We start from the raw sequence: 20,551 nt of genomic DNA on the forward strand, positions 1-20,551 counted from the left end.
ATTTCGAGATCGGCGTCGATCGCGCCGATCTATAGTCCTGGCCCGACTTCTGACAAGAGCGGGACGCCCGTGGGAACTCGAAGCGGCGAGCGTTTCAGCGGCGCTCCGGTCGGTATGCCGAGCAATTTGCAGCTTCGTTGACCCCGACTTCAGTCTTCCGAATTTTGCAGAACACGGGCTTTTCCCATGTGTCCAGCCCGGCATATCGGCACAAAAAGCAACACTTCACGGGAACGCCTTCCCTAAACGCCCGCTGCGCCTCGCTTCGATAGCCGCCGAAGGCGACAAAATGTTCCACGATGTTTTGCGGTTGTAGTACGTGGCTATAGATAGTCGACTGGCGTCTCCGTTGGTCTGCGATTTTTGCTGGCGTTTCGGTCAAGATGTGCGATCTGCCGCTCTTGTATACGAAGAAAGCCGATAACTCGGTGCTGCAATTCGGCTGGCAGGCTACCTCCACTGGCGCCTGGCGCTTGAAATTGTAGGTCTCGACATTGTCAGCTCGCGCATCGATGCCCATTGCGAAGCGCGCGCACTGATCCTCATTTGAGACAAAAACTTCGACGATCGGTAGTCCGCTGCTTAGTTTTGCCGGCTCGCACCGGTGCGTAACTGCAACTTCTATAAGCAACTTTTTGTTGCTCGATGATGTGAGGAGGACGTCTGCTACGAACCCATCCACGGTCGCTTCTTCTTGTGCGCCGTCAAAGTAACGAGTGAGATCGATGTTGCGGCACCCCATCGGTTGCTCGCAGACGATCCCCAACTCATTTCGCCAACGAGTGCAGTGGCGTTTTACTGAGAGAGTTAGGGGGTATGGCCTCTGAGACTGGGCCGCAGCCCGGAATCCGTCGATTATTTGTTTCTTGGCGAGAGCGTGGAGGTACGTCTCACGAGTACACGGCGCTTCCCCCTCATAGCGGTGGCGAAAGTGCTTCTCGCGACGCAGGCCAAGTACGGGGACCACACCACGCTTACAGCTGAAGCAGATGAACTGCTGTTTTCTTCGAGGGTGGTCTCTGGATAGGTCCAGAATGTCAGAGGTCTCGTCGCTTGCGGATTGTGCGTACCGATATCTCATGAGCGTATGCTCCCGAAAATCGCGTCGATGTCATGAATGACGACGATCTCGAACGAGGTCAAAAACTCAGATAACGACGGCTGTCTGTCGGTCAAACCCGCGTCAGACATCCGCCCAAACGAATCCAGGTCGTGCATGGCACGCCTCCATCACGATTGTTTCGGGGATTTCATCAGCCTAATCGGCATCGCCGACGCTGGGTTCTTTTGGGCGGCTTGATCATGGTGCCAGGCGCCGCTGTTAGCTCACATGCACGAGTCGTACTTTAGGTAGCGATACTTGATTTGGTCAAGTGCACCGCGAGAAATCCGCGAGCTATTCGGCAGACACACCAACTTCGACGGGGTCGGGCACGGTCGCGCTGAAAATGTCCATGACGTTGCGGCGCTTGGTCGGGGACTGGTCACCGAGCTTCTCAGCCATCGTCCCGACCACTTCCTTGAGCCGCGCGGCCTTTGGTGACAGGCCGTCTTCAATCGCCTTTATCCGGGCTTCCATGGCCGCAAGGCTTGCAGACGCTTCAGCCTCCATCTTGGCAGGCGCCGGCTTTGGCTTTGGTCGCAGCGCGTTTTTGTTGACGGTTCGCTTGGCCGTGGAAGCAGTCTTCTCCAGTTGCGCATCGTCCAGTGTTGCGGCAACCGCCTCTATTGTAGCGGCCGCCTCTAGTTTCTCAGGTTCCGCGGGCTTCGGTGCGAGCACCTCCACGGAAGGATCTCCACCCCTCGCATACTCCGGTGTCGTGGCCGGAACGGCTTTCGGGGGCAGATATTCGACCTCCGGCACCTGCGGGATGTTGCCTTGAGAAAAAGCTTCCGCCGATTTGAATGGCTGCGTTGCGAAGAACCGTAGCTTTTCACCGAAGATCGGCCTTTGGCCCTCGATGAGCAGGATCATCCTGTTCTCCGGCATTTGCCGGACCTCCTGCGGCATCATCAGATCCCGTTCGCGAATCTGTTCCACCTTCGTGCGGCGCGGCAGGCCCATCAATTCGATCGTGCGCGATTCCGACTGATAACGGATCGTGCGCTTTCCGAGCGCGCGGGATGCATATTCGGCTGTGGCCTGGTCGTTGGCGCCGAGGACGAGCTGGTAGCCGCAATTGCCGAGCAGGGAATGCCGGGACGTTTCGCCGTAGATCTCGTCGAGGTTTTTCAGGTCCTGAATTATGAAGGCGAGCTTGATGTTGTAGCCGGCGACGTAGGGCAGCTTCGTCATGATTTCGTCCATCCGCTTCAACTGCCGGAACTCGTCGAGGAGGAAATAGACCGAAAGGGAGCCGGGATCGTGCTCGAGCGTCAGGATGTCCATCACTTGCTGAACGAACAGTGTAAGGAGAGGGCGCAGCAAGGTTATGTCGGTGATGTTCGGCGCCAGGTAGATCGAGATCGGCCGGCGTTTCATCGCGCGCAAATCCATGTCGGTGACATTTGTCGCCGCAATGATCCGCTCATTCTTGAAAGGCCGCATCGCCTTCTGGATATCCAGAAGCGCCGAGGCGGCCGCGCGTTCCGAGAGAGCGATATAGGAATTGAAGCTCTCGACGGTGAACTTCGAGAGGTACGGCTCTTTTTCCTTGATGTACTTCATCAGCGTCTGCAGATCGACGCCACTGTTGAAGAAGGAATTGACCTCGCCGAGTGTGCGCCGATCCTTGTAGAAGGCGCTTTCCGTGATGTAGCTGATGACGCCGGCAAGGACCTGCTGCGCCGTCGCTTGCCAGACGGAGTTTTCCGAGCCCACGTTTTCGGGCACCAGGATGCTGGCGATGTTTTGGATATCAGTGGTGCGATTGCCGCGCTCGGTCCGGACGAAATCGAGCGGATTGTAGCGGTTGGTCGTTTCCGAACCCGGCGCGAATAGGAAGACCTGACTGCCATTCTGACGGCGATAGCCCGCGGTCGCCTTGAAAACTTCGCCCTTGAGATCGGTGACTATCATCGAACCTTCGTGCATGAGGGCGTTCGGGATGACATAGCCCGCGCCTTTGCCGGACCGCGTTGGGCCGATGATCAGGTGATGCCGATCGTCCTTGGTGCGGAGGATGCTGCGCCCTATCCGGCCAAAGATGTGGCCTTTTTTGCGAAACCATTTGCCGCGCCGAAGCGAGGCGATGTCCTGAAACGCTGCATCGCCCAAGGGGCTGCTTGTCGGCTTCAGGCCGATGTATGCGATTAGGGCGGCGACGATCAACGCCGGCACCATGGAACCAAGCGCGACCTTCTGCAGGGCGGGGCTCGAGCGATAAATCCAGAACTGCTGAATGGGAACAAAAGGGTTGTTTGTGATCGTCTCTTCGAGGACCCGCCCGTCCTTGTAGAACAGCTGCAGACCCAGGCCGTATCCAAGCATCCAGACGGCGAAGGCTATCCCGACGCAGAAGAGCAGAAAAAAGGCCTGCAGCCCCTTCGTCATGTCTCATCTCGGGCAAAGAAGATTTCGGAGACGCCGCGCTTGCCGCCTTCACGGCGGAGCTGGATGACGATCGGGATGACCATCTGGATATAGGACATCAGGTCCTGCTTGGAAAAACCAGCCGACATGCCAGCTTGTTGCATCATCATGGCGAGCTGTTCGTAGGCACCCAAGGGCGTATCCGCGTGAACGGTTGACATGCTGCCGGGATGGCCGGTGTTGATTGCGCGCAGGAACGAGAACGCTTCCGCGCCCCGAATTTCGCCGACAAATAGACGATCCGGCCGCATGCGCAGCGATGACTCAAGGAGGTTTTGAATGGTCACGTCCGCGGTGCCCTGATCACCCTTCGACGCGATCAGGTGGACCGTATTCGGCTGGGGCGGGAACAACTCGCGTGTGTCTTCGAGGGTGATAATCCGCTCATGGGGATCCACACTCTTCAGGCAAGCATTGAGGAAGGTCGTCTTGCCCGATGAGGTGCCGCCGCTGATCAGAATTGAGACCCGCTTTGTGATCGCGGTATGAATGAAATCGTAGATCCGGCTCGCGCGCAGATGCCCGATCAGTTCCCGGTCAATGTCATTGAGGCCGCCGACGGCAACTGAGACTTTGTCGAGCGAGCCGTTGTCGCGGTACTGATCGAGCGTGAAGTTGTTCACCACCTGCTTGCGGATCGAAATCGAGCCACCGTCTGGGGCGGCCGGCGGCAGGACGATTTGAATACGTTCGCCGGTTGGAAGTGCGGCGCTGAGGATCGGTTTGGAGCGACTGATGAACTGATTGGTCGCCGCCGCAACGCGCTCGCCGATGTTCTGGATCTCATCGATCGTCAGAGTGTCGATCAAATGGTGCTCCATGTGATCAGTCCCGAACCGCTCCACATAGACGTACCCCGGCTTGTTGATGGCGATTTCGACCACCTTGGGGTCATCCAGGAACTGCTTGATCGGTTCGAGGGCGCGATTGAGGAAGTAGTGGGGATCGCGTTTGATCGTGTTACCTGCCGCGACGTTCACGTTGGATCTCCTTCATCGCTTCGGTGACCGGATCGTCGTACATGGCGCTGAAATCGAGGTCCTGGCGCACGTAGACAAAAATTCGCTCGCCTTGGCTGACGCTTATGGTGGGAGGAATGCGCAGGTTTTCACTGAGAACCGTATTGGCCATGTCGCTGAAGGTCTGCGCGATGGTCTCCCGCGCGATCTCTTCGCCCCGTGCGGCGTCATCGCTGTTGTTTGAGGCTTCCTGGCTGCCATATCCGGTCAGATAGCTGGCAGCGCCGCCGACAATAGAGAGCATGATCGATGCTCCGAACCGCTCGCGGAACTTGTTGTCGACATGACCGGTCAATCCCGACCGGCCCAGGCTGTCCGTGCCGATTGAGTTGAGGCGCACGGAAACGCCATCATCGCGAATAAGTCTGGTCCAGATGACGAAGATGCGTTTTTGTCCGCGGGTCACCTCCGACTGATATTCGCCAATCAGGCGCGTGCCGGTCGGGATCAGAACACGCCGGCCGTCGAAGGAATAGACATCCTGGGAGGTGATGGCGCGGATCTGGCCGGGCAGGTCGCTGTTGATGGCCGTCTCGAGGATGCCGGGAATCAAGCTTCCCTCCGGTATCATCGCGTCGATGCGCTCGATCTGCCGGGCCTTGGCCGTCCGGTCGGCAAGGCTCGCGGCCGCAGCCAAGTACTTGCTGTTGCGGTCCTCACCGGCAACCGTCAGCCCGGTTTCGTCTTCGCCTGACAGGCTACCGTTACCGCTTCCGCTTCCCTTCTGGTCGAGCGAGATCAGGCCCGACTTGTAACGCTCGGGAAACGCTTCGACCTGTACAGCCTCGGGCGCTTCTTCAATAATCTCTGGCGGCGCTGGGACCTTGAATTCGGTCGTATCGACGGTTTCTTCGACCACCTCGGGAGGCGCCGGCAGGTTGATGACTTCTTGCTCGGGCTCTGGTTTCGGCTGCTCTTCGTCACGCACAAAGGACGGCGGCCGAAAAGTCGTCGTTTGAAACTCCTCGTCGCTGTCAGCGACATCGCGCGGCTTTTCACCGGCCGTCGCAAGGACAAAGTAAGCGGCCACAGCGCCACTCAAGAGAAGGGCGGCCATGCCGAAAGTCTGGTTCCGTCCGGCGTTTCGGTTGCTGACCGCCGTTTCGTCAGCAGTCGTCATGGCTTCGAGTTCGGGGCTGCGCTTCATTCGTTTCCGCTCCTCCTGCGTTTCGTCGCTTGGGTGTCATGAGCCGGACTGAGAATGTCCGGATCCGGAGCACCGAAGTCGGGCTTGCGAAGGTTGAAGATGCAGGTCCACTGGTTGCCGTCGCGGAGCGTAAATTGTGTCGCGACACCGTCGACGACGATGTATTCGCCTTCCTTGCGGAAATTGCGCAGCGTCTCGGAGAAGTCCGACTGCACGGCAAAAATTGCCGGCACGCGGCTACCGAACTTAAAGAAGGTCTTCTTCCCGTCATCGAAGATCATGGTGGGCTTCAACGCCGGGTCGCCTGAAAACGAATAGTCGATGTTGACGTTGGCCTTGTCGATATTCGCCATGTCCGGGTTTGCAGCTCGGTACTCCGCTTCTCTGCGGAGTGAGGCGTTCAGGTCCTTCTCTGGGTAGACGAACCGGATGCCGAAGACCTGTTTGCCGTCGGTCGGCGCATGGTCGTTGAGTTCAAGGAAATAGATCCTCTTTGTCGTCACAACGTTCATGTTGGTGGCGACGTTCTTCGCGATCGGCTTCACGAAGAGGATGTTCCCCTTTTCGGACGGGGCAACCTGCCAGCTATCGGTGTCGCCGAGCGAAATCGTTTCGAATTTCTCGTCCTCATCAAAGATGATCATGGTGGAGATGCCATAGGTGGCAGAAACCTTGACCACATTGTTCGACTGGTAGACGACGCTGGTGACACGTGAATCCAGCGAGCCCGGTCGCGGTGCCTGCGCGGCATGGACGTGAGTCATCACAGCGGCCGTGAAGGCCGCAGAAAGCAGGAGACGTTTGATCACTTATCGCCTCCGGGTGTCACCGTCTCTTGATCACGACGGTAGTTGTAGACCTGGAAGCCCAGCGGATTTTCGAAGCGCCATTCATTGGTCGCAGGCGTGTCCGTGTAGCGATAGCGGACGACCGAAATAAAATGCCGGGTGATGGAGTCGGTGTCGGACTTCTCGGTCGTCGAAAAACGCACCAGAGCCGTGCTCGCATTGGAGAAGGTCACGGACTTGATATCGACGGTGACACTCTTGTTTTTGCCCAAGGCTCTCGCCGGGTTATTCGGGTTTGCCGCGCTATAGAGCTCCTGAAGCTCACGAGCCGCGTCGCCCGTAGAGAGCAGAGCGGCGATGCTGAAGTTCTGCTCAATCGCAAAGGGATCATAGCCTTCACGCGAACGAATATAGCGTACGACATTGGCCTGAGTGACCGCCTGTTGATCCGTGAGGTTTGCCGCCCGCGTCAGGCCGGTCTTGACCTCCATAAAGCCGGTGTTCTTGTCAACCTCGACGATGTACGGTTCGAAACTCTTCAGCGGCACGAGCATCACCAGCGCCGTCAAGGAGAGCAAGGTAATCGCACCGAAAATCGTCGTGACGAACCAAGCGAGCGTGCGTGACCGCTTGGCCTTCTTTACGATCTCCTGTTCCCACCGATCGCCGTCCTGGAAGTAGCTTCGAAGAACTGCTTCATTCGCATCTGCCATTCGTCTAGCCCTTAAACCTAAGCCTTGCGTTCGCGCCTCACCGAGGCGTGCTGTTGCTGCTGATGCGGTTCTGCATCGCCTCAGCAGCGGCATTTCGAATATTGGTCCTCATCCCTTCATGAGTGCGCGTCCTTGCCTGCACGCCGGCATTGCCGACGGCTCCGGCAAGCTTTTGGCCTCCCGACAGCGCCGATATGGGTGCGGAGATTCCCGCAAATCGACCGACCGCACGGGCTACATTGCCGAGCCCTGCGGCAACACCACCGGTGATGCCTTGCGCGAGAACCTGAATGTTGAAGAGGACAAACGCGCCGGCGGCACACAGCAGCAGGAAAGCCGAAATGTCGCTGAGCTGGAGGCGTCGCTGGTTTGCGGCGTCGGTGACCGTCGTCAATTCTGGGTCCATAGCTGCGATCAGGAATGCCGCCACGACATAAACGAACAGCGGGATCAGCGCATACATCAGCACCTGCTGGAACCAGGCGACACCCAAGCCGCGCGTCTGTTCGAACAGCATGCAGCCTATGAAGATCGGCGCGGTCCCGATCAGCACCCACATCATCACCTTGGCGAGCAGCAAGATCGCCAGCGCCACGGCAATGAAAACGCCAACGGCAAACATGATCAGGAAGCCGACCATAGACGGCAGCACCGAGAAGTAGCCGGACTGCTCGGCAAACGCGGAGGCCGCTTCGTTGGCGGTTCTCCAGATCATCGACAGGCCATTTGTCGGTTCGGTGATGCCGGTTCCGGTCGCGGTGAGGATCGCCCGACCGACATCTTCCGGCGTGTTGTTCATCCAAGAGTAGAAAAGCGTGTTGAAGTAGCCCCACTCCCTGATCAGCGCCAGGATGATCAGCATTCGGGACACGCGACCGATGATTTCAGCGACGCTGACGCGTGCGGTTCCCATGAAGAGCTGCAGCCCGTAATAGGCCACATAGGCAATGAACATGATGGTGAGCAGCGGCAACACCTCGTCGGCCACGATCCCGTAGGCTCTGGAGGAGAAATTCGCACCGGTTTGTTCAATTCTCTCGAGCAGCTCGCCTAAGAAATCCTGCATCGTGGCAATCGTCCTTATTCAGCCGTCATTGCGTCGATCGCTGCAATGGCAGCTGCGGCGTCGCCGTTGATGCTCATCATTGGGCCACATTCGGGCCGTGGATCCGGAGCGTAGGAGCTGAGGTTCGCAGGTCTCTTGCACGGCGCGGTCTTTTCCTTCGCCGCGGTACCGCAGCCGGCGAGGCCGGCCGCGATCAGCAGAGGAAAAAGCACCTTCGCTGGTATGGTGATTTTACTGGTCACTGTAGCTGAGGGCCTTCTTGGAGTTGGAGATGTCGGTCAAGCGCCTTTGGTTGTCGGCCTGGAGAGACGACACGGCACCATTCATCACGCCGATCAGTTCATTGATCGTCAGCCCGGCTTGCACCTGAAGCTGTGTGTTCTGGTCGATGGAACCCTTGATATCCTTGGCCTGGCCGACATTCGCGCCCGCCTGCTCAAAGGAAGTCCGGCGGGTTTGCACTGCCTGCTGAGAACCCGTCACGAGGGCGGCGACACCAAGGACGGTGTTCACCATCTCCTCATACGACTTGTCGCCCGAAAACGAGCTGTCCGTCTGGCCGGACAGATTTTTCACCAGTTGCAGGCCGTTGATGAAGGTCGTTGCAACCTTGGCGACATCGCCGCCCATACCGCCGAAGTTTGGAACGCCACCCGACATCAGGCTGTCGAACGAAGGCACCTGCGAGACGCTAAAGCCGTTGCCGATGGCCAGATTTTGCATCTGGTTGGCGTCGCTTCCGCGGTCGCCGGTGACAGCCTGGAGGGTTTCCTGAACCGTTTGCAGCACTTGCCTGTTGGTGCCGAGGATATCGTCAGTTGTCTTCGACGTCCTCTCAGCGATCTCAAGGTTGGCAGCGTCGATCACCGGGACTTGCGCGACAGCCGAGGACGCAAGGGCCGCCGCCGAGTACGCCGCCAAAATCAAACGTTTCATGGCAATTCTCCTCATTGAGCGTTCAACATCAGTTCTACTTTCTCCTCGCGCTCCCGCTTTTGGACGCAAGCTTTCTCAGCCGGGCTCCACTCCAGCCCTGCGCGGCCATCGCAAACACCGGTCGTTTCGCGCTCGTCGTTGTTCTCCTTGAAATCACTCGTGCGTGACGATCCAGACAGGCCGCTGAGACCAACCGCGTTACGGGAGTTCATAAGATCCGCCATCGACGTGCCGAGGCGAATGACCTGGTTCATCATTTCGAGATTGGCGTTGCGGGCGCCGGAGTTATGGTCCCAACTGTCCTGGATCGTGCCGCTGGACATCGCGCTCAACTGTTGTAACCAGGACGCGACGTTGCCACTGCTTTCCCCGATCGCCTGCGACGTCGCCATGGAATTGATCGTGGCATCGCGCATGCCAGTGAAGGACGTCGATCCGCCACCATAATTCACCGGAATATCGGCAACCTCGGACCCGCCGAAAGCTGGAAGCCACTTTTGGGTAATGTTCGCGACATAGCCCTGCGTTTCCTTGAACGGAGGGATGCCACCATACTTTTGGACATTGCCTGGTCCCGCGTTATAGGCGGCCAGCGCCAGATTGGTGTTGCCGTTGAACCGGCGAAGCTGCTGTTTCAGGTAACGCGCACCGCCGCGAAGGTTCTGTTCCATGTTGTGCGGATCAACGCCGAGGTCTTTCGCCGTGCCAGGCATGAGTTGAGAAAGACCGATCGCGCCGACCGGCGATTTGGCGCAAGGATTGAACCGGCTTTCCTGATAGACGAGCGCCATGAAGAGGCTTTCATCAACGCCTTCCTCTTGAGCGACTCGCTTCACGAGCCCGACGATTTCTGGATTGGCGGTCGCCGCCGAGGCCGCGTTGCCACTTCTGCCGGGCCGATACATCGAGCAGGTCACGCTTTTGCTAATCGTGTGGCGGTCGCTATCCGTCTTCTCGATTTCAGTCGTGGTCGCGTCGCGTTGGGTGTCGGTTCCGAGAACCTCGTCATCGATGACCGGCACTTGTGAGAGCGCCGGTCCGGAAACACCGAGCCACAGCGCGGAGATTACCCCTAGAGCAGGACCATTCCTCATTCGGCTTGCTCCCATCCGCAAAATTCAGCCAGCCAATTTTCAGGCTCGTCGCCATATTTTTCCCGAAGTGCCGCGCACTCCTCGACCGTCTCCTTGCGGCCGGAAAGCACCTTCACGAGTTCGGGCATGGCGGAGAGATCGAGCCGGGCAATGACCGAGTCATTGCCGTGCTTGATCAGGAAAGTTCGCTTTTCCGGCGGGGTGTTCTTGATGAAGTTGAATTCCTTCACCGTCAGGCCGAAGCGTTTGATGTAACTGTCTTCATCGGCCCGAGGGTTCGGGAAATGGATGTTGGTCGCCGATTGCTCGATGAGCGTATGCGAGGCTTTCGCTTTGGCGATATCTGCGGCGGACTGAGTGCCGAAACCGACAATGCCGTTCAGCTTACGGATGGTCTTCATCTTGTCGACGATGAAGGCGGAGAAGGTCTCGTCCATGAGGAGCTGCCAACCCTCGTCCATGAAGAACATGACCGGGTTGCCATCCAGCAATTCGTCCAGGCGGTGATAGAGATACATCAGCGCCGGCGTGCGAAGGTCCTCGTTACCGAGGATGTTTGTCATGTCGAATCCGAAGACGCTGCGACCAGAGAAGGAGAGGACGTCATGCTGCGCATTGAAAAGCCATGCCTTTTCCCCGTCGATCCATGGGCGCAGGCGAGAATGAAGGTCATTGGCGTCCGCCCGCGAACGGCCCACCAGCAGGCCGGCCAGATTTGGCAGATTGCGTTCTGCCGCAGGTTCCTGCATCAGTCGGACGATTGCCCTCTCAAGGGTGTCCTCGTCTTCCTGGGTGAAGTCGCTGCGATCGCTGGAGCGCAGCATGGCCTTTAAAAGCCGCAGCAGGAACTCGCGATTGGGACCGGTATTTTCGAGCTGGAGCGGATTGAAGCCGGTCGGGGTCCCCGGCGATAGCACCTCATAGGAGCCGCCGATCGCCCTTACGAAAATCTCGGCGCCGCAGTCCTTGTCGAAGAACACGGCCCTTGGTGTCGGCGACACGCGCATTGCCTGCGCCAGCAGGAACGTCAGGGCAACCGTCTTACCGGAGCCAGTTGGCCCGGTAACAAGGAAATGGCCGATGTCGCGACGATGAAAGTTGAACCAGTAGGGCGTTTGCGAGGTGGTTTCCAGCAGCGTGATCGGCAGACCCCAATGGATGCGGTCAGCCTGTCCGGTCGCGAAATTATGCATCGAGGAGAGGCCGGAGAAGTTCGCGCTCGAAAGCATGGCCTTGCGAGCAACGTAGCTGTGGTTGCCGGGGAGTTGTGCCCAAAACGCGGCTTCGAGGTTCAGATCCTCGCGAAGCCAATTGATGTTCATGTCGGTAAGGCAGGCGCCGAGTTCGGAAACCGTGCGGCTTATGCCCTGCAGATCGCGAGAGAGGCACAGAAGCGACAGATGGTGGAAGCCGAACACGGCCTCCTGGTTCATCAGGCCGTTGAGTGCAAAGTCGATATCCTGCTCGACCGAACTGCCGGATTCGTCCGATGCCCGGATCTGCCGCTGGAGACGGCTGATGCGCTCTTGCGCAATCGGCTTGTCGGCGATCGTGAAGGATTGCGTCAGGATGAATTCGTGGTTCACCTGCAACAGGCCATCGAGCATGCCCGGACCGGTAAAGGGCGGATATTCCTTGATGGACAACAGCGCTGCAAAGCGGCTGTCTTCGTCCACCGCCGCTTGAGCCTGCATAGTCCGCTTGCTGAAATGCAGTCTTGATGTGCCGACGTAGTTTCGGATGCCCATGCGCGGCAGGCGCATTTTGCGCGGCACGCCGCAGGTCAGGATCGTATTGAAGAATTCGCAGGGCTCGGAGTAGGGCTCGGCCCTTGTCTGTTCCCCCTGGTTTTCAATCTTGGCCTCGTCGTCGCTTCTGCGACGATAAGTAATGCTGAGCGCCCGGGCTCCGTACTTGTGCAGATCACGCACGATGTTGCCGATCAGCTCTTCGAGCTCCGTGACATCCTCGCGTGTTTGTTGGACCCGGGCGTCTTTGCTCGCCTTGTCGAAGATCCTTTTCAGGGTATCGCCAACGCCAAGCGCGCCCCGCATGCCGGACCGCACGATCGTCAGATAAATTTCGTTCGTGAACATGCGCTTACGGCGAAGTTGCTCCATGTAACGCTTGTTCAAGAGGTCGCAAAATGACTGGTCAAAAGCCCCGCCGATCTCCGTTTCGACCTCTCGCCGGATCACAGTCGACCAAAGAGAATAGCGGCTGGAGCCCAAGGCTCGGATCATCGTGTTTTGCACGATCGAACGCATGTTGAGCTCAACCTGGTCTTCAGTCTGGAAGAACAGCCCATCGAGCTTGATAACGCCCAAAAGCGAGCCGTTCTCCAACCCGATCACGGCATCTGAGACGTGGCGCAGATACGGGATATGAGTCGACAGGGGCCGCTCGTTACCAGCGGCCCGTCCAAATCCAAGCTCATCTTTGACGACTTTCAGCATGCTTACGGTCCGTAGGAGTTGGTGCCCCAAAAGCGCTTATTGGGCGTGCGCGGTGTCTTGCGAGAGGTCACCTGCAACACGTCGAGGATCTTGTTGTCCCAGGTGCAGAGCGAGAACAGGACGAGGTAGGCGATGGGGGCGATGAGCAAAGCCAGCAGATGGTTCGTTGCCAGCCAGCCAATGATGGTGATGCCGACGATCAGCACCACTGCCATGTAGGGCACGCCCCAAAGGGTCGGTGATCGGGTTAACCCGATCACCAGCGGCGTCAGAGCCGGGCGTTCGTCCTGAAACTCGCTCATGATCAGCCACCGCCGACAGACGAAATCATCTGATCAACGATCGCCGGCGCGCCGAAAACGAGGCCAATGCCGATCACGACCGCGCCCGCAGTGAACCACGAGAGGCGGCCAGCGAAGGCGAGGAAGCCAAGACCGATGACGGCAATGATCGCCATCAGGCGGCCGAACGGGCCGGTGATGAAATCGACGATCATCTGCACGGCCGTTTGAAGCGGCGCAAAGGCACCGCCTCCTGCACCCTGCGCGAAGGCACTGCCGGCCCCTACCAATTGAATTGCGGCCACGAGACCGATTAGGGCTGCAAGCTTTACAGCCTGAGACTTCCCCGTTTGCGTTGCAACCTGCATACTTCTCTCCTTCAAAAGTGCATCACACCGCCGACAAACGCGCCGGTCTTTTTCACAGCGATGACGCCAGCGTCCCCGCTGTCCCTCGCATCCGAGGCCACTTGATCAGCGGCCTTTCTCGATTTGCTTCTTTCCGTCGGCGTAGGAAGGCCGAGCTGGTAGTTCACGACCTTGGCGACGTACCCGACTGTTTCTTGGAAGGGCGGGATGCCGCCGTGTTCGTAGACCCGCTGTTCGCCGCTGTTGTAGGCGGCGGCGACAAGCAGGGGGTTCTGAAACTCGTCCAGCAGCACCCGCAGGTATTGCATGCCGCCCTCAATGTTCTGCGCCGGATCACAGACATCCTTGACGCCAAAGCGTGCGGCCGTAGCCGGCATGAGCTGCATCGGCCCGCGTGCACCCTTGGGAGAGTTGCGGCTTTGATCAAAGCCGCTTTCGGCCCAGGCAATGGCCGTCGCGAAGACTTCATCAACGCTGTACTTGTGCGCCGTCTGGACAACCAAAGATTTGATTTCATCAGCGCTCAGCGGAGACGGACCACAGATTTCGACGTCTTGGCTGCCCTGCCGATGTGCGCCAATTTGCTCTAGATTCCCCGTCGCGCCTCGCGTCAATTCGGCGACCTGTGCCGTTTCCTTTTCAGGTCCTCTACGGCTTAGGGTCGCATCAATTTGCTTCAATACCCCAAAATTCTGGAGGTTTTGACGTGTGGTGGATGCGCGCTTTGCGACGCCGTCGGCGCCAAGGACGAATTCTCTTTCAGACCCAGACCATCGCTCTTCAAAATTTGCGGCGAGCGCGCGTTCATTGTGAGTCGACGAAACTATTGTATTATTTGCAGTATTATCATTTTCAACAACGTCTTTGGCTTGAGAAATCCCACTCCAAACAAGCGACGCAAGGGCCGCTCCGATAAACGTAGCCTGGCCTGAAATGCCTGCTTTTTTAGCCCTTTTTTCCATCGTCTCCCGCCCAACTCGCGGTGTTGTGATTGAAAGGAAAACTGTTTATGTTAGTGCATGCATGACATCGATTTGCTTCAGCGTTACACTTTTTCTGGGCGCACTTAAACCCCCTTTCGCGCGGATAAGATTGAAGCAATATGGCTAAGGGCTAGAAAATGAAACGGATCATCATCGCCGGCCTCGTAAGTTGCGTAGTGGCAGCGCCCGCTTTGTCCGTCACGGACATCGACAAGAACTACATCAAGTCACTGGCAGCACCGGGAAAGACCGTGCTGGTGATCGAGTATTATGACGGGAGCGGCAACGTCGCTGACCGCAAGGGTTATTCAACGACAGGCGGTTTCAAGGCGGTCTCGCCGACCGATTTCCGCGTAGACGACAAGACGACGCTACACCTCTACGGGCTCGAGCCCTGCAAAGGGGACATGGTCAATCGCAGCGACGACTTCTCCGGGACCTGTGCCGACTTTGCGCAGCGGCAGCTTCAAATCATGCTGCAAACCCCCAAGGTCGTCTTTTGCCGGGCCTTCGTGAGCGAGGAAGGTGCGCCTTTCCAGAACGCGACCTGCTACGGCTATTACAATTACCCCGGCAGTCTCGATTCCGTCGACATGTTTGAAGAGCAGCTTCTTTCACTAGGCGCCCTTCGCCTCGCGAAAAAGCCGGACGGAACGCTAGTTCGCCCAGATCTCGCCGAGGCCCAGGAGATTGGACAAAAGGGCTCGTTCGGAATGTGGGCCGATCCGAGGGTTAAGGGTCAATGAGTAGGGCTCTTGTCCTTCTATGGACTCTGTTGCCATCAGCCGCTGTAGCGGCGCCGGTTGGATACTTTGATCTAGTGCCCGGCGTCACTTTGGAAACCGGCGATACCTGGATTTCGGAGGACAGGCGCTTCCGGCTCTATGGCGTGCAGTCGTGCTTGCGCGGCACTTCTTACACGGACAGCCACGGTCAGAAACGCGATTGCGGCGAGGCGTCCCTCGCCGTGCTCGCGGCTTATATCAAGGACACAAAGCCCGTTTGCGCACCCGTGGCGAAGAAGGACGATACTGCTTACGTCGTCTGCTACTCCACCGTCGGAAATCAGAGGCTCGACCTTGCGACCGTCCTGATCACCAGCGGATACGCCTTCGCAGCGCTCAACGGTGAAGGCTTGCCCTATCACGTCCCCTACGCTGTAGCCGAGCAACGAGCGCGCGAACAGCGGGCAGGCCTCTGGCAGTTCGAAGACGTGCAGCACCCGTCCATTCTCCTGAGCCGTGAGGTGAACGCGCGAAACAAGAAGGCAAGCCAATGAAGCGATACCTGTCTGCAGTCGCGGTTCTTTCTGCGCTCGTCCAATCCGCTAAGGCTGCCGATCTCGTGAAGAATCCGGCCGCGACGATGCGACAGCAGCAGGATTGGGCCGATGCTCCAGTGTATCGGCACCCGGTCTACAAGGGACGGGTTGCGATCATGGATGGCCGAACCCTATGGTATCCCCAATATGCGCAGCGCGTTCGCCTCGTCGACATCGACGCGTGCGAGCTCCCGCAATGGGCTCTTGATCCCAAATGGGTCGACCGCGAACGGCAGGAAGCACCGTCGCCGGTACCTTGCGGCCCACTTGCCAAAGCCTGGCTCAAGAGGACCGTAGGCGACAATCCTGTCGAATGCAGCGTCGAAGCCATCGGCAATGATGCAATTCCGCAGGCGCGTTGCACCTCAGGGGGGCGCGACATTGCAGTGGAGATGCTTCGCGTCGGCTGGGCGCGTGTGGCGTCACAGCATTCCTCCAGCAGCCAGTACCTAGCCTATCAGCGGTACGCGATGGCAGCCCGCTATGGCATGTGGGCCACTTATGTTCTCGACATGGACGAATGGCTACGCAAGGCGATAGACAAGACATTGGCGCGCCAGCCGATCGCTGATGCCAACCTCCTCGCCGAGCGTGAAAGCGAGATTTCACCTCCCTTCATCGATGCCCGCAGGAAGCCAAAGAGGACAGACCGATAGTTGCCCGACTTCGCTCGTATTGCGAATGCGTTCGCAACGGATCCGCTGGCGAGCCTGCTGCTCGCCATTCCGCTGTCGTTTGCGCTGATCGTCGTTTCGGAAAAAATCTGGTGGGTTCATGCACCGTTGGCTGCGGCGCTCCTGATCGTCTCTATCCTCTTTCTCGATCAACGTCATCTAGCGCTCGACTGCTTCCTGGTCGGTCTGTTCGCCTTTCCGCCGCTTTGCCGGGACATCCCCAATCAGCCGCTTCTCTTTCGGATCGGGATCTTCTGGTTCTCAGCCTTCGCGCTCATCGCAGCCGTCATCTACGCGGCCGGGGATCGGGTGCAACATGTCGCTCCGATCGACAAGCTGTTCGTCGGTCGGGCCTCTCCAGCCGCAACCATCAATGAGGACCATCTGACATGAAACGTCTGCTTTATGCCGCAGCCGGTCTTGCTGTGATCGCAATCGCCCCCACAGGGGCAAAGGCGCAAGACGCCGAGTGGGGCTGCCAGATTCTACTTTGTGCCGCATCCCAAAACCCGTCCTGGCATGGCGTCCCCTATTGCGTTCCGCCGATGAAAAAACTGATCCGCGCGATGTCGAAGCCGGGGTTCGATTGGCCCATCTGCCACCAGGCTAAAGCCGGCGAACCGGGCCGCGAAGAGTTTGAGGAATGCCCTGCCGGCTCTCGACCCGCCTCGAGCAGCAGTGGAGATGACCGTGTCTTCAGGCGGGATGAAAATGACCAGTGCGTCCACATCGTGGACAGGTGCGAAGGCCGCGACGAGTACGACCGCCTCTATGGTGATGGAGAAGCCAACGACAAGAACCGTACCACCTTGGAGATCCTCCGCAGCGGCAGAAATGACGGCGATTTCGGCTATCGGGACGACAAATACAACGGCTGCAAGGTGAAGATCACATCTCCCCGGCCGCGGCGCTCGAATCCCTGGTATTTCGACATTCCAAACGGCAATGGCGTCAAAGAGCGCTTCTGGTTCAACCTCAGAACCTAAGTGAGAAAGCTGATGAACCAGAACATCCTTGTAGCGATCGCCGCGACCGTCGGCCTCGTGACCGGCGCTGGCGGCACGTATCTTGCAACTTTAGAGCCCAAGGTGGAGACTCAGGCCATTTCAAAGGCCGAATTGGTTGCGGCTATCTCCGCGGATCCGTCCCTCTGCCCAATCCCTAAAGTCGAGGCGCCGACGGAGGCCGAAGCAACAGCGGCCTACCGCAAAGCTCACGCGGCATCTCCCCTTGTTTGGGACAGAAACGATCGGCCGGACATATCTGTGGCGCTGGGGCAGTGCGACAAAACCGGCTCAGGCCCGGGCGTCGCCTGCATGACTTCAATCAAAATGTCTCCTGAGGCGCGGCCCATTGATCGCATTGTCGGCTTCTCTAGATCGGCATCGGGCGAGTGGATCGCGACCATCAACTAGGTTTCAAAGCGTCTGCCTCATGCCGACTACCGCTCTATGGTTTCCGGATCGGCCCAGCGGAGGGACGTCTTTCATCGGCGTTGGTGAGCCTCATCTTTATTTGAACAAGACTGACACGGTCGCACATTCGACTGGCAATACCGTCTTCGCGTTGGATACGGCCGCTGCAACACCTTGGCTCGTTCCCAATCGCACGGCGACCTCTTGCTCTGTCCAGCCTCCGCCGCCCGCGCGCTCGGCTAGCCGCAGCGCCTGATAGAACGGGGAGAGCGCCCAAGGAACGCTAGTGTTGATGCGCTATACAGCGGAGGGATTCGGACCATTGGCCGTGACTCATCTCTACCGATCGCCCGAACGGGTGATTTTACGTGAAGCAAGATTCACGTTATAATTGTACAGTCTATAGAGGGGGCGAACCATGCGCACCACCCTGGTGATAGCCGCGTTTCTCGTCATGGGCCTCAGTTCCGATGCTGTGGCTAAAACGTGGAGCTTCAACGTCACGAGAAAAACCGAGCACAAGATAGGAGAAATCTACGGCTTAGGGGGTCAGAAATTCTGCGTCTGGGCCTACCAAAGAGGCACTAGAACGTACTCGCATGTCAGCGTCCGCAGATCACTGAATGGTCACGAAAAGTTTCTCTACAGGATTAAAGGTAAGCACTGCTGGAAATCGAAAGCAGGCGCATACATCGTCTATGGAGCGGCGGGTGACGTGGATCTCAAGGTGATCTTTGAGATCCCAGGCGGGGAGGACTGGAGGCCAAGTGGCGGCGGAGTATTTGAGCCGCCGACGTAATTATTCCTAAAGGGGGTAAATCCTAACCGAAGTGCATCATGTCGGTTTTGAGGGTAGGGGTTTAGCCTCCCTCTTGCAAACGTGCCCGGAACACTTCGGCCGGCGTCCTGTAGTCGAGGCACTTTCGCGGCTGGTCGTTGAGATGGCGCGCAAGTTGGATGAGCTTGCGTTGCGACACGGCTGCAAGATCGGTATCGCCCGGTCTTCCGCGCGCTGTATTCAGGCAGTTCGCGATCGTGGAATGTGTTGCGCCTGATCTCGCGGTAGATGTTTTTGACCTGAACCGCGTTTCGCAGTCAAGCCGGGGTTGCTTGACCGGTGGTCACGGCTTTCTGTTTTCGCATGCTCGCCGCTGAGCTCGATGCGATAGGCATTGGGTACGAGGCGGTCGAGGATGGCATCGGCAATGATCGAGGTGAGGTTGTTTCGCCCTGACGGCATCCGATAAACGCAAGGATTTCCGTGTGCGGAAAGACCGAGCTCACGCGTTTGAGCCAAGTGCCGCTGCGTGTTCGCTCTCTAGCCGCGGCTACCGTATTTTCCCTGTAGTGACAGCCCATTCGGCAGAAATACAGTGACGAAGCCATCATAAACCGAGGGTTTCGAACAATGATACACATCGTGACGCCACTGAATGCCGCCGAGCATAAGTCTTTGATAGAACAGATGTTCAGACTTCGGGCCAGACAATTCGCTAATCGGCGTAACTGGCGAGTTTCGGTAGAAGACGGGCGAGAGATCGACTATTTTGATACACTCGATCCAACGTACGTTCTAGTCAGCAACGACGCTGGTATCCTCGTCGCATCGCTGCGTGTGCTGCCGACAACCGGACCTCACATGCTTGCTGACGTTTTTCGCGACATAATGGCAGAATCGTCAGTAATCCGGCATCCGCTTATCTGGGAAAGCTCTCGCTTCTGCATCGACCCAGCGGTGGCGCGTAATTACGGTCCAGATGGCATCAACATGGTGACACGTGAAGTTCTTCACGGCCTCTTCTCGCTAGCGCGCGATTGCGGTGTTCAAAACGTCGTTTCCGTTTACGACTTGATGGTGGAGCGCATCCTGCGTCGCGCGGGATGCTTATTTGACAGAATTGGATCGGTTGTCGAGTACGATGACGGCTTATTGACGACCGCAGGTCTGTTTGAGGTAAGCGACGAGGTTATTGACCGGCTGACATCGATGCGGAAGCCCGAACGCCTGTTGGAAGGGGTTTGATATGGCCGTCTCGGCGTTGACTCCCACAACCCCAGAGCCTTTCGGTCCACTGGATGGAGCATTGTTCGATGTACCGGTGCACTCCAGTAAAACTTCCACGGCCTATGACCGGCTCACGCGGATGCTGATGGCCGGTGAGCCTAGGGGAGAAGAAAGGTTGATCCCCAGCGACCTCAGCCGACACCTCAATGTTGGCCTTACTCCATTGCGCGAGGCACTCATTCGCCTGGCGATCGAAGGCGTCATCGAACAGGTTCCCGGATGCGGCTTCTTTGCGACCCTGCCAAACTACGGCGAGCTCAGCGACCTAAACACGATCCTAGATCTGCTATTCGGCAAAATAGTAGACGACCGGAACATTTCCCTGTGCAACATGGTGGTGCATGAGGCCCATGCGAGCCCGAACCGCCGCTTTCAATGGTTCTACAACGGCCTCGCGTCTATATCGGATAGCGCCCATGTTATGCGGCTGTCTCATTGCTACACCTTAAAAATAGGTCGTCTGCTTGCGTTGCAGGACTCCCACGCCTTCGACGCCTCCGAATTGATGGTAGAAATTGATCGCTGCATTTCCGCCTTCAGCACTGAGGATCGGCTAGAGGCATCGGAGGCTTTCGTCAGCCATCGCAGGACAATGCGAGCGATCTTACCCCACCTTCTACTCACAGCGCAGACCAGAAGCCGCCGGCATCGAGAGTCGCTGCAAGTGAACGGCTAGGCTCAAATAAGAGTAAT

At 58.0% G+C, this 20,551-nt stretch carries 23 protein-coding genes; 9 read left to right on the forward strand and 14 right to left on the reverse strand.

Annotated elements, in window-relative coordinates; translation table 11 throughout:
• Positions 1–94 precede the first annotated feature (94 nt).
• The 14 genes from C1A35_RS31595 to C1A35_RS31660 all read right to left on the reverse strand — a co-directional run bounded on the left by C1A35_RS31595 (position 95) and on the right by C1A35_RS31660 (position 14,362).
• On the reverse strand, positions 95–766 hold the full coding sequence (locus C1A35_RS31595) for a hypothetical protein (protein ID WP_158665213.1): 672 nt from the start codon (positions 764–766) through the stop codon (positions 95–97).
• A gap of 630 nt (positions 767–1,396) precedes the next feature.
• A complete protein-coding gene (locus tag C1A35_RS31600; RefSeq protein WP_104668193.1) occupies positions 1,397–3,493 on the reverse strand; it encodes a type IV secretory system conjugative DNA transfer family protein in 2,097 nt (698 codons plus the stop codon).
• Positions 3,490–4,512, reverse strand: coding sequence for a P-type DNA transfer ATPase VirB11 (gene virB11 / locus C1A35_RS31605; RefSeq protein ID WP_104668194.1), 1,023 nt, complete (start codon positions 4,510–4,512; stop codon positions 3,490–3,492). The genes C1A35_RS31600 and virB11 overlap by 4 nt, the downstream gene beginning before the upstream one ends.
• Positions 4,493–5,698, reverse strand: coding sequence for a type IV secretion system protein VirB10 (virB10, locus tag C1A35_RS31610; RefSeq protein ID WP_104668195.1), 1,206 nt, complete (start codon positions 5,696–5,698; stop codon positions 4,493–4,495). The genes virB11 and virB10 overlap by 20 nt, the downstream gene beginning before the upstream one ends.
• Positions 5,695–6,507, reverse strand: coding sequence for a P-type conjugative transfer protein VirB9 (gene virB9 / locus C1A35_RS31615; RefSeq protein ID WP_104668196.1), 813 nt, complete (start codon positions 6,505–6,507; stop codon positions 5,695–5,697). Before virB9 ends, virB10 begins: the two co-directional genes overlap by 4 nt.
• Positions 6,504–7,199 (reverse strand): virB8 family protein, encoded by a 696-nt coding sequence (locus C1A35_RS31620; protein WP_104668197.1) that lies wholly within the window; start codon positions 7,197–7,199, stop codon positions 6,504–6,506. Before C1A35_RS31620 ends, virB9 begins: the two co-directional genes overlap by 4 nt.
• A gap of 37 nt (positions 7,200–7,236) precedes the next feature.
• Positions 7,237–8,265 carry a type IV secretion system protein gene (locus tag C1A35_RS31625; protein WP_104668198.1) on the reverse strand — a complete coding sequence of 343 codons (1,029 nt, stop codon included), beginning with the start codon at positions 8,263–8,265 and terminating at the stop codon, positions 7,237–7,239.
• A 14-nt stretch (positions 8,266–8,279) separates the two neighbouring features.
• Positions 8,280–8,507 carry a hypothetical protein gene (locus C1A35_RS36870; protein ID WP_104668199.1) on the reverse strand — a complete coding sequence of 76 codons (228 nt, stop codon included), beginning with the start codon at positions 8,505–8,507 and terminating at the stop codon, positions 8,280–8,282.
• Positions 8,497–9,201, reverse strand: a complete 705-nt coding sequence (locus tag C1A35_RS31635; protein WP_104668200.1) for a type IV secretion system protein — start codon at positions 9,199–9,201, stop codon at positions 8,497–8,499. The genes C1A35_RS36870 and C1A35_RS31635 overlap by 11 nt, the downstream gene beginning before the upstream one ends.
• A gap of 11 nt (positions 9,202–9,212) precedes the next feature.
• A complete protein-coding gene (locus C1A35_RS31640) occupies positions 9,213–10,295 on the reverse strand; it encodes a lytic transglycosylase domain-containing protein (RefSeq protein ID WP_104668201.1) in 1,083 nt (360 codons plus the stop codon).
• On the reverse strand, positions 10,292–12,751 hold the full coding sequence (locus C1A35_RS31645; protein WP_104668202.1) for a VirB4 family type IV secretion/conjugal transfer ATPase: 2,460 nt from the start codon (positions 12,749–12,751) through the stop codon (positions 10,292–10,294). Before C1A35_RS31645 ends, C1A35_RS31640 begins: the two co-directional genes overlap by 4 nt.
• 2 nt (positions 12,752–12,753) lie before the next feature.
• On the reverse strand, positions 12,754–13,053 hold the full coding sequence (locus tag C1A35_RS31650) for a type IV secretion system protein VirB3 (RefSeq protein WP_104668203.1): 300 nt from the start codon (positions 13,051–13,053) through the stop codon (positions 12,754–12,756).
• Between the two features lie 2 nt (positions 13,054–13,055).
• On the reverse strand, positions 13,056–13,400 hold the full coding sequence (locus C1A35_RS31655; protein ID WP_104668204.1) for a TrbC/VirB2 family protein: 345 nt from the start codon (positions 13,398–13,400) through the stop codon (positions 13,056–13,058).
• An 11-nt stretch (positions 13,401–13,411) separates the two neighbouring features.
• Positions 13,412–14,362: a lytic transglycosylase domain-containing protein gene (locus tag C1A35_RS31660; RefSeq protein WP_104668205.1), complete on the reverse strand. Its 951-nt coding sequence runs from the start codon at positions 14,360–14,362 to the stop codon at positions 13,412–13,414.
• Between the two features lie 158 nt (positions 14,363–14,520).
• On the opposite strand from C1A35_RS31660, the gene C1A35_RS31665 reads away from it, so the two are divergent.
• The 9 genes from C1A35_RS31665 to C1A35_RS31710 all read left to right on the forward strand — a co-directional run bounded on the left by C1A35_RS31665 (position 14,521) and on the right by C1A35_RS31710 (position 20,534).
• Positions 14,521–15,129, forward strand: coding sequence for a hypothetical protein (locus C1A35_RS31665; RefSeq protein ID WP_104668206.1), 609 nt, complete (start codon positions 14,521–14,523; stop codon positions 15,127–15,129).
• Positions 15,126–15,662, forward strand: a complete 537-nt coding sequence (locus C1A35_RS31670) for a thermonuclease family protein (RefSeq protein ID WP_104668207.1) — start codon at positions 15,126–15,128, stop codon at positions 15,660–15,662. The genes C1A35_RS31665 and C1A35_RS31670 overlap by 4 nt, the downstream gene beginning before the upstream one ends.
• On the forward strand, positions 15,659–16,360 hold the full coding sequence (locus C1A35_RS31675) for a thermonuclease family protein (RefSeq protein ID WP_104668208.1): 702 nt from the start codon (positions 15,659–15,661) through the stop codon (positions 16,358–16,360). Before C1A35_RS31670 ends, C1A35_RS31675 begins: the two co-directional genes overlap by 4 nt.
• Complete coding sequence (locus C1A35_RS31680; RefSeq protein WP_104668209.1) at positions 16,361–16,771, forward strand: hypothetical protein; 411 nt, start codon at positions 16,361–16,363, stop codon at positions 16,769–16,771.
• On the forward strand, positions 16,768–17,364 hold the full coding sequence (locus tag C1A35_RS31685; protein ID WP_104668210.1) for a hypothetical protein: 597 nt from the start codon (positions 16,768–16,770) through the stop codon (positions 17,362–17,364). Before C1A35_RS31680 ends, C1A35_RS31685 begins: the two co-directional genes overlap by 4 nt.
• A 12-nt stretch (positions 17,365–17,376) precedes the next feature.
• The gene (locus C1A35_RS31690; protein ID WP_104668211.1) at positions 17,377–17,793 is read left to right on the forward strand and encodes a hypothetical protein; all 417 of its coding nucleotides are present in this window, start codon (positions 17,377–17,379) and stop codon (positions 17,791–17,793) included.
• A gap of 418 nt (positions 17,794–18,211) precedes the next feature.
• On the forward strand, positions 18,212–18,592 hold the full coding sequence (locus C1A35_RS31695) for a hypothetical protein (RefSeq protein WP_104668212.1): 381 nt from the start codon (positions 18,212–18,214) through the stop codon (positions 18,590–18,592).
• Between the two features lie 621 nt (positions 18,593–19,213).
• The gene (locus C1A35_RS31705) at positions 19,214–19,816 is read left to right on the forward strand and encodes an acyl-homoserine-lactone synthase (protein WP_199773082.1); all 603 of its coding nucleotides are present in this window, start codon (positions 19,214–19,216) and stop codon (positions 19,814–19,816) included.
• A gap of 61 nt (positions 19,817–19,877) precedes the next feature.
• Positions 19,878–20,534, forward strand: coding sequence for a GntR family transcriptional regulator (locus C1A35_RS31710; protein WP_158665214.1), 657 nt, complete (start codon positions 19,878–19,880; stop codon positions 20,532–20,534).
• Positions 20,535–20,551: the final 17 nt, after the last annotated feature.

This window comes from Ensifer adhaerens (assembly GCF_002940685.1).
GTDB classification, from domain to species: Bacteria; Pseudomonadota; Alphaproteobacteria; order Rhizobiales; family Rhizobiaceae; genus Ensifer; species Ensifer adhaerens_E.